General features: G+C 64.6%; 9 protein-coding genes and 1 tRNA gene. 4 read left to right on the top strand and 6 right to left on the bottom strand.

Annotated features, from left to right (window positions below; translation table 11 throughout):
- The first annotated feature begins 28 nt into the window (after window positions 1–28).
- Together M9921_05990 and M9921_05985 are read left to right on the top strand one after the other, a co-directional pair.
- Window positions 29–1,726: an NAD-dependent malic enzyme gene (locus M9921_05990; protein MCO5296390.1), complete on the top strand. Its 1,698-nt coding sequence runs from the start codon at window positions 29–31 to the stop codon at window positions 1,724–1,726.
- A gap of 160 nt (window positions 1,727–1,886) precedes the next feature.
- Window positions 1,887–4,667 carry a glycoside hydrolase family 78 protein gene (locus M9921_05985; GenBank protein MCO5296389.1) on the top strand — a complete coding sequence of 927 codons (2,781 nt, stop codon included), beginning with the start codon at window positions 1,887–1,889 and terminating at the stop codon, window positions 4,665–4,667.
- Between the two features lie 128 nt (window positions 4,668–4,795).
- Here M9921_05985 and M9921_05980 read toward each other — a convergent pair whose 3' ends face one another.
- From M9921_05980 to M9921_05965, 4 genes are all read right to left on the bottom strand, one after another.
- Window positions 4,796–5,422, bottom strand: coding sequence for a hypothetical protein (locus M9921_05980; GenBank protein ID MCO5296388.1), 627 nt, complete (start codon window positions 5,420–5,422; stop codon window positions 4,796–4,798).
- 118 nt (window positions 5,423–5,540) lie between these two features.
- Complete coding sequence (locus M9921_05975) at window positions 5,541–6,389, bottom strand: PEP-CTERM sorting domain-containing protein (protein ID MCO5296387.1); 849 nt, start codon at window positions 6,387–6,389, stop codon at window positions 5,541–5,543.
- Between the two features lie 306 nt (window positions 6,390–6,695).
- Complete coding sequence (locus M9921_05970) at window positions 6,696–8,504, bottom strand: ankyrin repeat domain-containing protein (protein ID MCO5296386.1); 1,809 nt, start codon at window positions 8,502–8,504, stop codon at window positions 6,696–6,698.
- 822 nt (window positions 8,505–9,326) lie between these two features.
- Window positions 9,327–9,416 (bottom strand) — tRNA-Ser (locus tag M9921_05965).
- Between the two features lie 95 nt (window positions 9,417–9,511).
- Between M9921_05965 and M9921_05960 the strand changes: the two genes are divergently transcribed.
- Together M9921_05960 and M9921_05955 are read left to right on the top strand one after the other, a co-directional pair.
- Entirely contained in the window at window positions 9,512–10,477 is a 966-nt protein-coding gene (locus M9921_05960) for a hypothetical protein (GenBank protein MCO5296385.1), read from the top strand.
- A gap of 36 nt (window positions 10,478–10,513) precedes the next feature.
- Window positions 10,514–10,825: a hypothetical protein gene (locus tag M9921_05955; GenBank protein MCO5296384.1), complete on the top strand. Its 312-nt coding sequence runs from the start codon at window positions 10,514–10,516 to the stop codon at window positions 10,823–10,825.
- Window positions 10,826–10,860: 35 nt separating this feature from the next.
- On the opposite strand, the gene M9921_05950 is transcribed toward M9921_05955, so the two are convergent.
- The gene (locus tag M9921_05950) at window positions 10,861–13,392 is read right to left on the bottom strand and encodes a hypothetical protein (GenBank protein ID MCO5296383.1); all 2,532 of its coding nucleotides are present in this window, start codon (window positions 13,390–13,392) and stop codon (window positions 10,861–10,863) included.
- 20 nt (window positions 13,393–13,412) lie between these two features.
- A complete protein-coding gene (gene csaB, locus M9921_05945; GenBank protein ID MCO5296382.1) occupies window positions 13,413–14,492 on the bottom strand; it encodes a polysaccharide pyruvyl transferase CsaB in 1,080 nt (359 codons plus the stop codon).

Raw genomic sequence — 14,492 nt, 5'->3', positions numbered from 1 at the left:
GAGGCTCTCACCAGCCCAGGAGCTCGAATTGCTCGACTTTCAACTTCACCGCTCGCCCGAGGGCGAGGACGTTCTCAGGACGTCGCTTCATGGAATCGCCCTGCTGGAAACCCCCTTGCTGAACAAGGGCACGGCGTTTGAGGAAACCGAACGCCACCGTTTTGGGCTAGACGGCCTCCTGCCGGCCTTCGTCACCGACATCCAGACGCAACTGCACCGGATCTACGGCGAGTTCAGCTTCAAGTCCACCGAGATGGAGAAACACATCTATCTGCGGGGCCTGCAGGACCGTAACGAGGTGCTCTTCTACCGCCTGCTCCTCGATCACGTCGAGGAGATGATGCCGCTGATCTACACCCCCACCGTCGGGGCCGCGTGCCGGCACTTCAGCAACATCTACCGCCGCCCACGGGGCCTGTTCCTCACCTATCCCCAGCGCGACGAGATGGTGCGACTGCTGGACAACCGGCCCGTGAAGGACGTGGACGTGATCGTCGTGACCGACGGCGAGCGCATCCTCGGCCTGGGCGATCAAGGCGCCGGAGGCATGGGCATCCCCATCGGCAAGCTGTCTCTCTACACGCTGTGCGGCGGCATCCATCCCGCGAGGACGCTCCCGATCTTTCTCGACGTCGGAACGGACAACGAATCGCGCCTGGCCGACCCGCACTACCTGGGCTGGCGCAACCCCCGCGTTCGCGGCGACGCCTACCTTGCGTTCATCGATCAGTTCGTGGAGGCCGTGAAACAGGTCTTCCCGAACGTCCTGCTGCAGTGGGAGGACTTCGCCCGCGACAACGCGAGCTTCCTGTTGGAGAAGTACCGGGACGACCTCTGCACGTTCAACGACGACATCCAAGGCACCGCCGCGGTCACGGTGGCGGCGCTTCTCTCCGCGATGCAGCGAGCGGGAACGGCGCTCCGCGACCAGCGCGTGGTGCTGCTCGGCGCAGGCTCCGCGTCGATCGGAATCGCCAACCAGCTCGCGGATGCGATGATCGAGGAGGGCCTGACAGAGTCCGAGGCGGTGGGTCGGTTCTGGGTGCTCAACTCGCGGGGCCTGATGCACGAGGAGATGGGCGGGGTGCAGCCGTTCCAGCGCCGCTTCTTGCGGCCGAAGAGTAACTTGGCGGCGTTCGAGGGGCTCGACCCAGAGCACATTCCGCTGTACGAAGTCGTGAAGCACGCCCATCCCACCGTGCTCGTCGGCGTGTCGGGCAAGCCCGCGATGTTCACGGAAGCAATCGTGCGCGAGATGGCGCGCCACGCGGAAACGCCGATCATCTTCCCGCTCTCGAACCCGACGTCGCAGACCGAAGCGCAGCCCAAGGACCTGATCGCGTGGACCGAGGGACGCGCCGTTGTCGCGACCGGAAGCCCCTTCGACCCCGTGGAGCACGAGGGGCGCACGCACCCCGTCGCCCAGTGCAACAACAGCTACGTCTTCCCGGGCGTGGGGTTGGGTGTGGTGGCTTCGAAGGCCCGACGTGTCACGGCCGGCATGTTCATGGCCGCGTCCCGGGAGCTTGCCCGGGTGGCGGCGAGCTTCCCCGGCGCTCCGATCCTGCCTCCGCTCACCTCGATCCGAGACGTCTCCCGAGCGATCGCCCGCCAGGTCGCGTTGGCCGCCATCGCCGAAGGAGTCGCGGCGCCACTGGCCGAGACCGAATTGGATCGAGCGCTCGATACCCACATGTGGGTTCCGCGCTACCCGCGACTGGGTTAGTCCTTGGGCCTTGGGCCTTCGTCCTTGGGCCTTGGGCCTTGGGCCTTGGGCCTTGGGCCTTGGGCATTGGGCCTTGGGCCTTGGATTCCCTTTGCGTCCTTTGCGTCCCTTGCGTGAAACCCAGTCCCCCCGCGCCGCGCGTTTCAGATACAGTCCGTCTATGTGGCGCGTGTCCTTGCCGGCATTCCTCCTCTTGGCCGCCGTTTCCATGGCGCGGGCTGAGATACTGGTGGCGGTGACCGCCGTCGATCTTCGCTGCGAGTTCCGCGTGGACCCTCTGGGAATCGATTCGCTCCATCCGCGTCTGAGTTGGACGCTTCGGGGTGTGAAGGGTGAACGAGGGCAACGCCAGAGCGCGTACCGGGTTCTGGTGGCGTCCACTGCGGAGATCCTCGCACGCGGGAAGGGCGACCTGTGGGACAGCGGGAAGGTGGCCAGCGCCGAGCAGAACAACATCGCCTACGCCGGCGCGCCGTTGCGGTCCGGACAGGCGTGCCACTGGAAGGTGCAGGTGTGGGATGGCAAGGCCGTCGCCAGTTGGAGCGAGCCATCGCGCTGGGAAATGGGTCTCCTGCATCCCGAGGATTGGGTTGGCCGGTGGATCAACGACGACCGCGAGAACGCCTCAACCGCCGAGGGCTTCTACGGCGACGATCCCGCGCCGCTGTTCCGTAAGGAGTTTGACGTGCACGGCCCGATTCGAAGGGCTCGACTGTACGTGACGGGTCTGGGCTACTACGAGGCGACTTTGAACGGAGAACGGATCGGCGATCGCGTGCTGGACCCGGGCTGGACCGATCCAGGCAAGCGGGTGTGCTACACGGTGTACGACGTCACACCACGACCCGGTCGATTCGTCAATCCCAGAAAGCTCGTTCCCGGCAAGAACTGCCTGGGAATCCTCCTCGGCAACGGCTGGTACAACCCGCTCCCCATGAAGATGTGGGGCAACAGAAACGTGCGCGACTCCCTCGATGTCGGGCGCCCCCGCGTGCTGGCGCAACTCCAGATCGAGTACTTCGATGGAACGCGGGAGACCGTCGCGACGGACGAAAGCTGGAGGGTGGAGGAGGGCCCGATTCTCCGCAACAACGTTTACCTCGGCGAGGTGGTCGATGCGCGCAGAGAACCGCTCGGCTGGAACACCCCGGGCTTCGACGACTCGAAATGGCACAAACCCGCGCTCGCACGAGAGCCCGTGGGTCCCCTCGTGTCCCAGCCGCAACCTCCCATTCGCGTCACGAAAGAGTGGAAGCCGATCAAGGTCACGCAGCCCAAACCAGGTGTTTTCGTCTACGACTGCGGCGTGAACTTCGCGGGATGGGTGAGCGTGCGGCTCGACGTACCCGCCGGCACGGAAATCCACTTTCGCTACGGCGAACTGCTTCACCCCGACGGCACCCTCAACCCGATGACGAGCGTGGCGGGGCAGATCAAGCGGGAGGGCGTCGGTGGACCCGGCGCCCCCGCCGTCGCCTGGCAGGCGGACACCTACATTGCGCGCGGCGGGGGCGAGACGTACACCCCCCGTTTCACCTGGCACGGGTTTCGGTACGTCGAGATCACCGGGCTGGCCGCGCCGCTGCCCTTGGAGGCGATCACCGCCCAGCGCCTCAACTCCGACGTCGAGAGCGTGGGCGCGTTCGAGTGTTCGAACCCTCTCCTCAACGAGATCCAGGCGATGTGCCGGCGGACGTTTCTTTCGAACATCTTCAGCGTCCAATCCGACTGTCCCCACCGCGAGCGCTTCGGCTACGGCGGCGACATTGCGGCCACCAGCGAAGCGTTTATGGACAACTTCGACATGTCCAACCTCTACGCAAAGGCGGTCCGCGACTGGTCCGACGCCGCTCGGGCAGACGGCATGTTCACCGACACGGCCCCGTTCGTGGGCATCCAGTACTGCGGCGTGATCTGGGCGATGGCCCACCCCCTGTTGATCGAACAACTCCACCACGTGTATGGCGATCAGCGGTTGACGGAGGAGCAGTACGAGGCCGCGAAGCGGTGGCTGCTTCTGGTCGAGAACCAGACGCCTGGCGACATCGTCCAGGACGGGCTGAGCGACCACGAGGGCCTCGCCCCCGCTCCCGCGCCGGCCATGGTCACGCCCCTCTACTACGAGAGCGCGAAGCTCTTGGCCGCGATGGCTTCCCGCCTCGGCCGGCGCGACGACGAGGCGCACTTTCAGGCGCTCGCCGACCGCGTTCGCGCCGCCTACAACGCGGGGTTTGTCGACGCCTCCTCGGGGAAAGTAGGCCCGGGCACGCAAGCGAGCCAGGCGTTCGCGCTCGCCACGGGCATCGTTCCGGAATCCGCTCGCCCCCGGGTCTTGAAGGCTCTGATCGAAGCGGTGCATGCCAAGCAGGATCACCTCTCCACCGGCATCCTCGGCACGAAGTTCATGCTCGACGAACTGTCTCGCGCGGGACGTGCGGACCTCGCCTACAAGATCGCCACCCAGCCCGACTTCCCGGGCTGGGGCTGGATGCTGAAGAACGGCGCGACGACCTTGTGGGAGCATTGGGAGTTCAGCGACAACACGTTCTCGCACAACCACCCGATGTTCGGTTCGGTGAGCGAGTGGATGATGCGATGGCTCGGCGGCATCCAATCCGAATCCTACGCCGTGGGCTACGACCGCATCGTAATCCACCCTCAAACCGTGGAGGGGCTCGACTGGGTGAATTCCAGCTACCGCAGCGTGCGGGGAACGATCGTGAGCAACTGGTCCCGCTCGGTGGGCCACATCCGGTTCGAGATCGAAGTGCCGGTGAACTGCCGGGCACGGATCGTGTTGCCCGCAAAGGCGGCCGCCGAGGTTCAAGAGGAGGGAAAGCCCCTACCGGCCGGGTGGGGAGCAAAGGTCCAGAACGGGGAGGTCGAGGTCCAAGTGGGCTCCGGCCGCTACACCTTCACCGTTCGCCGCGGCGCGAAATGACAAGGCGGGCGTGGCACCCGAAGGCACGGCACGCCCACACCGACAAACGAGCAAAGTTGAGAACTGAGGGTGGTGGGACTGGCACGGACCCCATCAAGTAGCAGGCTCTTGCCATCCCACCATCCGTCTCACCACGCCCTAACCTTGGCACCCGCTCTGCCGCCTCGGCCCTTGCCACCGCCACCGCCCTTGCCCGCGCCGCCCTTGCCGGCGCCGCCGCCTTGCCCGGAGCCGTGACCGCCGATGACGCGATCTTGGCCGGAAGCGACTCCGAAGGCGAAACCCATGGAGTCGTCAGGGTGGCTCTTGCGAAGGAGTTGGATCTGACGGTTCATCATGTTCCGATCCATCAGTCCGCCGTTCTGATTAGCGAGCCTCAAGAGCGGCTCGTGGATGTTGTTTGAAGCTCGCACCATCGACTGAATGGTCTCGCGCAAACGAACTTGCTCCCGGAGCCGAACCGCAACCTGGGACAGAACCTGCCGGTTTCTCAACTCCACCCGCTGGGCTTCTTGAGAGCATGCCAGGAGCGACGGCGGCGCTGCGAGGTGGCCCCAGAAGGGGTCGCTGGGAATCCCCTGTCCTCGCGTAGCCAGTTCCGAGGAAATCCACTCGATCTGGTTCGTTCGGGCTTGGAGGAGTGTCTGGTAAGGCTCCACTGGGCCGTACCGCGCAACCACGGCGCCGTAGTACGCACGTGCGGCGTACAAGCCATCGCACGCTTCGAGGCTTAGGCGAAGCTGATTCGTCTCCATGACCTGAGATCGAACCTGATTGGATGTCTGAGACATTGCCAGAGCGGGTCCAAGCAGGACGACGATCAGCACAAGGCATCTCACTCTCTTCATCACTTTCACCAAACTGAGCGCGCGCTCATCGGCTGCGGCGTGCTCGGGTCAGGATTGCGGCCGCTCCCAAAGCGAGGGCAGCCAAGGATGCGGGCTCGGGAACCGTCCCCACATACACGTTATCGTAGTAGACGGATCCATTGTTTTGCGGGCTCGATCCCCATCGTTGGTTCTGCAGTTGCAGACTGCTTAGGCTGAGCACACTCTCGTCGAACGGCGTCTGGGTCGCCAGCGCGCCATCCACATAGAGCAGCAGCAGGTCGGCGGACGTATCAAACACCAGGCGGTAGTTGTGCCATGCATTCACAACCCCGGAAGGGTCGACGACGGCGTAGGCAGAGTCAATCGGGGTCGTCTCCGTTGCCGCTTCGAGATAGTAAGCGGCACCGTTGGGCGGGACGCCGGCATAGCCGCCGGCGGGAGCCTTCACGAACCCGAACTCCAGACCGTACACGCCGATTCCTCCGGTGATCTCGATCCGGGCCTGCGCTTCGAATCGATCGGCTTCCATGTTGAGTGGCCATCCAGCGTCAACGTACATGTCGTAGGACGCAACGATCACGGGGCCCAGGGTCGCGCCGGAAATGTTGCGTTGCGCCCTCCCAAACGATGCGTCGTCAATGAGTTCCGCGGCCTGAGAGCCGGATGAGGTGATCCCTCCCTGAACGGTACCGACGGCGTTGCCAGGCGTGATCATCCACCCATCCTGGCCGCCGAGATCGCCAACACTGTAGGTCGGTTGTTCGAACCCAGTTTCAAAGATCGTTTGGGCCGAACCAGCCGAAAAGCCCGCAAGTCCCGCAAGCAAACAGAAAGCGGGCCTGCACAAGCCCCGAGACACCCGACCGGTGACCGGCAACAGTAGCTTCAGCATCGAATTTCTCCTTTTACATAGGGCCCACAAGGGCAGTAACAGCACGATGTTACGGGCGGCTGATCCAATGCGGTGCCACAGAATCCGTGTCCATGCCCACGCGGACGACGAAGTAACGACACTCTCGCGGCCAGATCGCCCATCGGCCTGTGCCGACCTACGACCAACGATCTGGCGGAGAGGGGATTCGCGGCCACGTCGCTCCGGGATGCTGGTGTCGATAAACGAACGTGGCGGAGGGCGCAGATTGGCGGGCGGCACCCACTCTCCTCCTAGCCGAAGCGGTGGGTCTGTCGCTCGATCCACTCATCCAACGCCTCGCGCTTGAGACCCAGATCGCAGAGCGCGCCGATTCTTCTCGAGCAACTCGATCATGGGCTTGTTCTTGTGCTTGCGCGCAAGCTCCAAAGCAGTGAGGCCATCCGGGTCCCGAACGCTAGGATCGGCCCCGGCCCGAAGCAACTGCGCGCCGTAGCGATCGTGACCAGCGAACATCATTGCCGCATAGTGGAGCGGGGTCCTGCCCGACTCGTCGACGCTATTGGGATTCGCCTTGTGGGACAGCAGCAATCGCACGATGGGCTCGTTCAGATCGACCACGGCGTCGGTAAGGGGAAAGCTCGGATCGGCGCCAGCGGCCAAGAGACGCTTAGCCCCTTCGATGTTGCCGGCCCAAGTTGCAGCCGCAAGAGGCGGCACATCCCCATCGACATCCGCTTTTGCGCCCCGCCCGAGGAGGAACTCGAGCTTCTTGATATCGAGCGATAGCGCCGCGTGGACCAGCACGGATAGTCCGTCGGAGTCGGGCTCACGCACATCGGCTCCCGCATCGACGAGCCGTCGCAGGACTTCGAGTGTTCCGTAGTGCGCCGCAGCGTGAAGGGCCTCCTGCGGGTCTGCACCCCGACTCAGGAGCAGCGCACTTTTCTCGGTGTCGAACACAGCCCACTCCAGCGGCCTATTGCCGGCGAGATTTTTCGCCTTGGGGTCCGCGCCGGCGTTGAGGGCCGCTTCGACATCCGCGGTCGTGCCGTGTGCGATGGCCACGAACAGGGCATTCAGACGCGGGCTGTCAGCAAATCGATGTTCGCGCACAGCGCCTTCCGGCACCGATGATCGCACGAGGGCGGGAGGCATCACATCGGCGCCGTCAAGCGCAAGGGCCATGGTAGCCCAGGCGCTTCCCGCAAAGGAGATGAACTGGTCCTCGCCATGGGGGAAACCGGTTTCGAAGTAAGGCAGCCCTTCGGTCTTGCGTCTGGTGGCCACTCGCCATGAACCGTCTGCTTGTTGCGTGTTTTGCAGGAAGGTGATCGCTCGTCGAATCCGGCGATCGGTGCGCCCCACGCCGGCCATGCGGAGGGCGACCACGGCCTGGCCTGTCGCGTAGGAGTCGCTCGGCAGGCCCGGGAGTTGGGACCACCCGCCGTCCTTGCCTTGGGCTCTCGCAACGGCATCGAGCGCGGAACGCATCGGCCGAGGTCCCGCCTTGGCCCAAACCAGACCGAGGAGCCGCATGGCGCGCCCCTCCTGATGTTCGGGCTTACAGGCCTCCAGCCACTTGGCGGCCCTCTTCAGGCGGTCGGCGTCAGAGGCTTCGCCGTACAGTTGGAGAGCCCGCAACGCCAGGGCGGTGGCTGATTCGCGAGCGTCCTCGAGGGGCTGCCTGTGGCTGTAGGAGGCCCACCCGCCGTCGGAAGCCTGCAGGATTCTCAGGAAGTGCACCATCGCGTCAGTCATCTCCTCCTTGGGCGTTGCCTCGGCTCCGAGCCCAAGCAAAGCGTAGGAGAAGGTGAGTTGGCCATTGATCGAGCCTCCGCCCACGTACATGCGGAGGATCGCATCGGAACGATTCTCGATCACCGCCTGGATCTGGTGCATCGCTTCCCCGTTATCGACCTTGAATCCGCGCTCACGGGCGACCGCGATCGCCAGGGAACCCAACGACTGGTGGTGGCACGACGTGCAAGACGATCGCTCGGTCCAGGTTCGAGCGCTCGCCTGCAACAACGGGAGCGCCCGCTCCACTCCGACGTTGGCGGAGGCAGGGCGGTCAAATGGCGCTGTGAAGCCCACAATGCCGGCCAGAAAGAGCAACCACGAGAGGAGACGCATGCTAACGGATTCTACAGCGTCTGCCGCCACCCGGACTCGGTTCCACATCCGCTAGTTGAGCGTCTTGACTCTCCATCCCAACTCGCGATGACAAGGCAGGCAGAAAGCCATGCCTTGGAAATGCAACCACATGGGAGCGTTGCAGTCTCCGACCAGGCTCCGTAGGGGGCCTGCCGCTGTCTGGCAACGGCTTCAAGGGCCTCAGGATGATCGGCTATCAGGACTTCAGGAGCCACGAGTGCGGCGTCATCGGGGACAAGATGGTCGAGATCCCCAAAGCCGTCAAGTTCCTGCGCAAGCAGTGGCAGGACGCGTAGGACGCTAAAAAGGCCAACAAACCCGTGCCACCCCTGCCCCCGGGGGTGCCTTCGCCGCAGCGTGGCACCTGACGCGACCTGAAGAGAAGGTGGAACGCCCCGTACTGAGACATATCCCTTGCTCTCGCCCAGCCACCGCCACAACACCAATGCGTACCAAAGGGACGGTTGCGGCTACAGCCACGATTCAAGACGACACTGGGTCACCGTGGGTGCCCGACAAGATCACAGAGTTCTGTCCTGCCGAACGCGACGCCCTCGGGCTCCTCGATTGGCACTTCTACGACCTGAGGCACTTAGCCGCGGGACTACTTGCGGCCCCAGGATGCGACCTGCTGGTGATCGCTGCCGTGCTGGGCCACAAGAAGCCGGACATGAGCCTTCTTTACACTTCCGTAGCTCAATCCCGGAGGCGTGAGGGAGCTGATCTTCTCGGCAAACTGTTTGCCAAAGGAAGGGCGTTTGACACCCAATTGACACTCAATGAAGGCGAAAAGGAACCGGATGGCGGAGAGGGTGGGATTCGAACCCACGGTAGGTTTCCCTACACCGCATTTCGAGTGCGGCGCACTAGACCGGGCTATGCGACCTCTCCGAGGAGAGATTATGGCACGACGGGCCACGCGCTTGAGTCCGCGGGCACCCTTGGGTCTCCCCGAGGGGTAGTGTTCCATTGAGGTGCATGCATTCATGAAACCGATACTCCGATTGGCAGCGCTTGCCGCCGCCCTTTTGAGCGTCGCCACCTCCTTCGCACAGTCGAAGAACCCAACCGAGCTCCTTCAGTCGATCAACCAGTTCCGAACCCAGCGCCTCACCGAGATGCGCAATTCGGGTGGAACCATCGACGTCAACGCCTTGAACGCGGATGTCGCGGCCAAGGCAGCGGAGGCGATCCAGGGTGTCGACCCGACGAAGGTGGAGGCGGCCCAGGCTTACGCGTGGGCGCAACTGTTCTCTTTGGCTGGAAAACACCAAGAGACGTGCGACCTGGCCGCGAAATTCCTGACGACGAAACCCGACCCCGACCAGCGATACGCCGCGCAGATGCTGATGCTCAGCTCCTGCAACACGCTGGGCGAAGGCGAGAAGATCGCCCAGACCCTTCCCGGGGTCGCCGCGCCCAACCTCGCCGCCACCCAAGCGTTCCTGCGCACGGTCGTCGGCGTGTTCTCGGACACGATCGCCGAAGACCTCGGCCCCGACGCGGCGATGAAAGCCATCGACGCGGCCCTGGCCCAGGTCCAGTTCGAAACCCCCGAAGCGTATGCCGACCGGATGTTCGCCTCCACCAAGGCGCGCAACCTGAAGAACCGCGACGGGTCGGCCATGACCGACGACCAGATCCGAACCACGCTCGTCGCGACCGGCAAGTCCGTCAACGACAGCCTCGGCTACTCGGTCGTGGACAAGAAGTCCGAACTCCTGCTGCAGGCGGGACGGAAGGACGACGCGGTCAAACTGCTCGAGGATTACGTCGCGAAGACGGACCCGGCGAGCGCCTACGCCCGACGCGCCAGCTCCACGCTGAAGCAGATGACGCTCGTCGGCTCGGCGGCCGTCGAACTCAACTACGACCGCAAGCACGGCGACTATCCCGGCCTCGACAAGTGGAAGGGCAAGGTCGTCATCATCGACTTCACCGCCCACTGGTGAGGGTTCTGCCAGAGGTCCGTTCCGGACCTGAAGCAGCTGTACGCTGACTTCCACGACAAAGGACTCGAAATGGTGGCCGTGACCCAGTACTACGGCTACGTGGGTGCGAAGAAGAACCTCAGCCCCGAAGAGGAGTTCGCCGAGATGGCCAACTTCATCAAGGAGAAGGATGAGCCCTGGCCGATGGTGTTCGGAGGCAAGGACAACGGCGAAGCCTACGGCGTGAGCGGCATCCCCCACTGGGTGGTGCTCGACCGCGAAGGCAAAGTCGCGTTCATCCACGTCGGCTACTCGCCCGCGATCTTCAAGCCGTTCCGCGAGAAGGTCAAGGATCTGGTCGGCGGCTAGATCCGCCTCAGGTGAAGTGTTGAGTGCTCAACACTTCACCTGAAATTGAACGCCAGCTCGATGTCGAAGCCCGTCGAGCGGTACGCGCCGGACGTAATCATCGGGTCGAGATTCGACACGTTGCGCCACCGGTAACTCGTGACCAGCTCCGCGCTGCTGTAAAGCTGGTAGTGGTGGCTTAGGCCGAAGAACGAATCGCTCTGGGGCAGATAGCCCTGGGTACGCCCCGATTGATAGGACGCCGTCAGCCGCTGGCGCGGGTCGAGACGGTACGAGAGCGCGCCATCGAACGTGGCGCTGTCCTGTCCGAACTGGGAGTTGCCGCCCGTGACCAGCGTGCTGAGCCCCAAGCGGTAGGACCACCGGCCCGGGGCCCCCGAAAGGGCGCCGTAGAAGGTCACCGCGTCCGACGTCAGCGCCGATCCCACGAACTGGGTCTTGCTGCTGTCGATGGAGAAGTCCAGCGCATGGGTCCGCCCGAGATCCCAGTGGGCTCCCAACCCATAGGCCGTGGTCTCGCTGTTCGACGTGACCGAGCCCACGGAGCGCGTCTCGTAGTAGCGGGCGTCGAACGCCAACCGGTCGGAAGCGCGGTAGCCCGTGGTCACCTGGATCAAGCGCGCATCGGTCGCCCCGGCGAACCCGCCGCCTGTTACGCCCCCGCTGAACCCGTTGCCGCCGTATCCCAGCCCTTGCCCGTTCTGGAACGCGCCCAGCACCGCGAGCTGCCCGGAGTCGCTGAGGAAGTACGACGCGTTCACGAACAGGCGGTCGCCCGGCTCGTAGCGAACCGACAACGACGTGTCCTTGCCCACCCCGTCGCCCAGGTCCGTCTTGATACGGCTCGCGCTCGTCCTGCCACGGAACGTCCACGCCGAGCCCAGCGCGTAGGTCGCTTCGAGGCGCAGGGTTTCCAGGGAGAGGTGGCCCGGAGTGGGGCTGGACGACCCGATCGGACCGTACCCGTCCTGCCGTTCGAGGCCGAGCACGGTGTTGACCTTCCCGATGCGCCGGGTCGTCGAGAGCGTGGTCGTGTCGAGGCGGGTTTCCGATCCCGAGAACTGGCTGCCGGTGCGCACGTGCTCCAACGACCAACCAGCCGTGTCGCTCTCGCGAAAGGACGCGTAGGCCTGACCTCGCGTCGCGCGGGTGCGGTCGAACGAGAACTCCCCGTTGGTTCCGGTGCGTCGGATCGCGATGCTGCTGTTCTGATTCGAGGCGCCGTAACTCCACTTGCCAGCCAGAACATCGGCCGACAGGTCCCACGCGCGCTCGTTTCGGTTGAACCCGCGGGACTCGACGCTGACGAAGCCGTCGGGCACGTCGCGAATCGAGCCGCGCAAGGTCAGCCCGCCAGTGCGGTAATCCCCGTCGATGCCGCGCGCCGTGCCGCTCAGAGGGGTCACGTCGTTGATCAGCTCGCCGAACGCCTGGCTGTAGCCGATCGATCCACTCTGGCCGAACTTGCCCAGGGGAATGCGATAGTCCAACCCGACGACGCGTCGGTCGCCATCGACGGTGCTGGTCGGCTTCGGCGTGTAGACGACGTCGATGATGCTCGTCGCCGGAACGAAGCGGTTGAAGTAGAACACGCTCGTGTTGAGCGTATCGAAGTGGTAGTCGATCCCTTCGGTCTGGAGCACGCCGTCGAGTCGAATCGTGATTGGGCGCGAGAGCAGCGGTTCGAACTGCAGGAAGTAGGGCGTCGAGGCCGCGCCGAATCCCTGGAACTGCTCGAGGCGCGTGCTCAGCCCCCCCGAGCTGCGGGCCTGCTGCGCCAGATAGGTGATGCCGGCGCGCCCGAACCGCCCGAAGTCGTAGGTCGCCGCGGCGCCCTGGACCGTGCCCTTGTTCGCGTTGAAACCCAAGGCTTCGAACGAAACGACGATCGAGCTCGTGGGAGGGACGATCCGGTTGATGAAGGTGATCGCGCCCAGCTCGTAGTTGATCACGTAGTCCTGCCCGAGGCGCATCGCCACACCGTCGATGCGCACCGACTCCGAGTCCGCCACGATCTGGCTGTTGCCGAGATAGTAAGGGCCGGCCGAGTTGTTGCCGTTCAGGCTGATGGTCTTCGCGCTGCCCCGCGACTCGCTGTAGACGCCCTTGGCCGCGAAGCGCCCCTTCCGCACCAAGGCCGACACTCCGCGCAGCGATTTGCTGAACAGCACGAAGCGGTTGCCCCCGAGAAGCGAGCCTCGGATATCCCCGAGATCCACGGTGGTCGGGCCGTTCTTGTAGGTCAGCGTCGCCTTTTGCGACTGTGGGTCCGAGAAGCGATTGTCCGAGAGCTGCACGTTGAAGCTGATCGTTCCTAACACGTTGTGGCCCGAGAGGTTCACGTGGCCCACGTCCGTAAACCGCTGCCCGCCGAGGCCGTAGTACGTCTCCGAGCGGTAGGCCTCCGCATCGCCGGACACCGTGACGGCGTGGTACCCCAACCGCCGCTGGCCCGTAATCTGGATTCGATCGAAGATCTCGCGGCGCGCCCACGGGGTGAGCTGCGCGGGGGCAGACGCCGCCCAACCGACGCAACACCCCAGTAGCAACCAGCGAAACCGATTCATGACAGGCCGAGCACGCGCGGTTACGAACCCGGCGCTCCTCTTAGACACTCGACGACCGCTTCGACGTTCAGTTCCGCCTGCTTGCGTAGTTCGCCCGTGCGCCGCTCCAATACCTTGAGCACGCGCTCCCGCTCCTTCGCGAACATCACGAAGTTCTCATACAGGCGTTGCGCGGTCAACCCTTCGATCGAAGGCGCCGTGGCCACGTCCAGAAGGTTGGCGAAAGCCGTGACTTTGGGGTCGTAGGAAACCATGAACGGCGGAACGCCCACCGTGGTGGCGAGCACCCCCGCGTGGAGGCGCATGGCGATCACCGAGTCCATCCGGGCGATGCGTTGCTGCAACTGCATCGGCGTCTGCACCTTGCGCAGGTCGGGCACCTTGCCGCCCTGCAGCTTGTTGATCTGCAGGATGAGGTCCCCGTCCTCCTCGCGGTCCATCTCGATCAGCACCGGCATGAAGTTCCCCTGGAAGAGCAGGCGCGCGAGATCGGCGAAAAGCTGCGCGACGTCCTTCGTTCGCTTGCCCAGGGGGCGCGGGGCCAGCCCGACGGTGCGCATCTCCCCGACCTGGAAGCTCGTCTGGTCCTCCCGCTCGGCCGGTTTGGGAAGCAGGAACACGGGGTCCGCCGCCACCCGCACGGGCGTCTTCACTCCCAACTGCCGTAGGAGCGCCGCCGAGCCCGGGTCGCGCACGACGATCGCATCCGCGGCGTTGAACGCGCCGACCGCCATCTGCTTGCCGAAGTAGCGGTTCAGCGGCCCGACGCCCTGGCCGACCATGGCCACGGGCTTCTTGGCCGCCTTGGCCAGGCGCACAAGCTGCGAGTAGTAGCCGACGCTCTTGAGGCTGGTGACATCTTGGAACACGCTGCCTCCGGGAAACACGAGCGCATCGCACGTGTAGATCGCCTGCTTGACGGCGCCCATGTCCCGGCGCGGGACGGAGGGCAATCCGTACAGTCGGAAGGTCTCCTCGGGGTTCCCGCTCAACACCGTGACGTCGTGGCCCCCGCCCAGTCCGTGGAGGAAACCGAGCATCATCGCGTCGTCGCCCAGATTGCCGCAACCCAGGTACCCGGCTAGGAGGAGGTGCGCCAC

It is taken from the genome of Fimbriimonadaceae bacterium (assembly GCA_023957775.1).
Lineage (GTDB): Bacteria > Armatimonadota > Fimbriimonadia > Fimbriimonadales > Fimbriimonadaceae > JAMLGR01.
The sequence above is the reverse complement of the archived record's forward strand: the minus strand, read 5'-3'. Positions and strand labels throughout refer to the sequence as shown.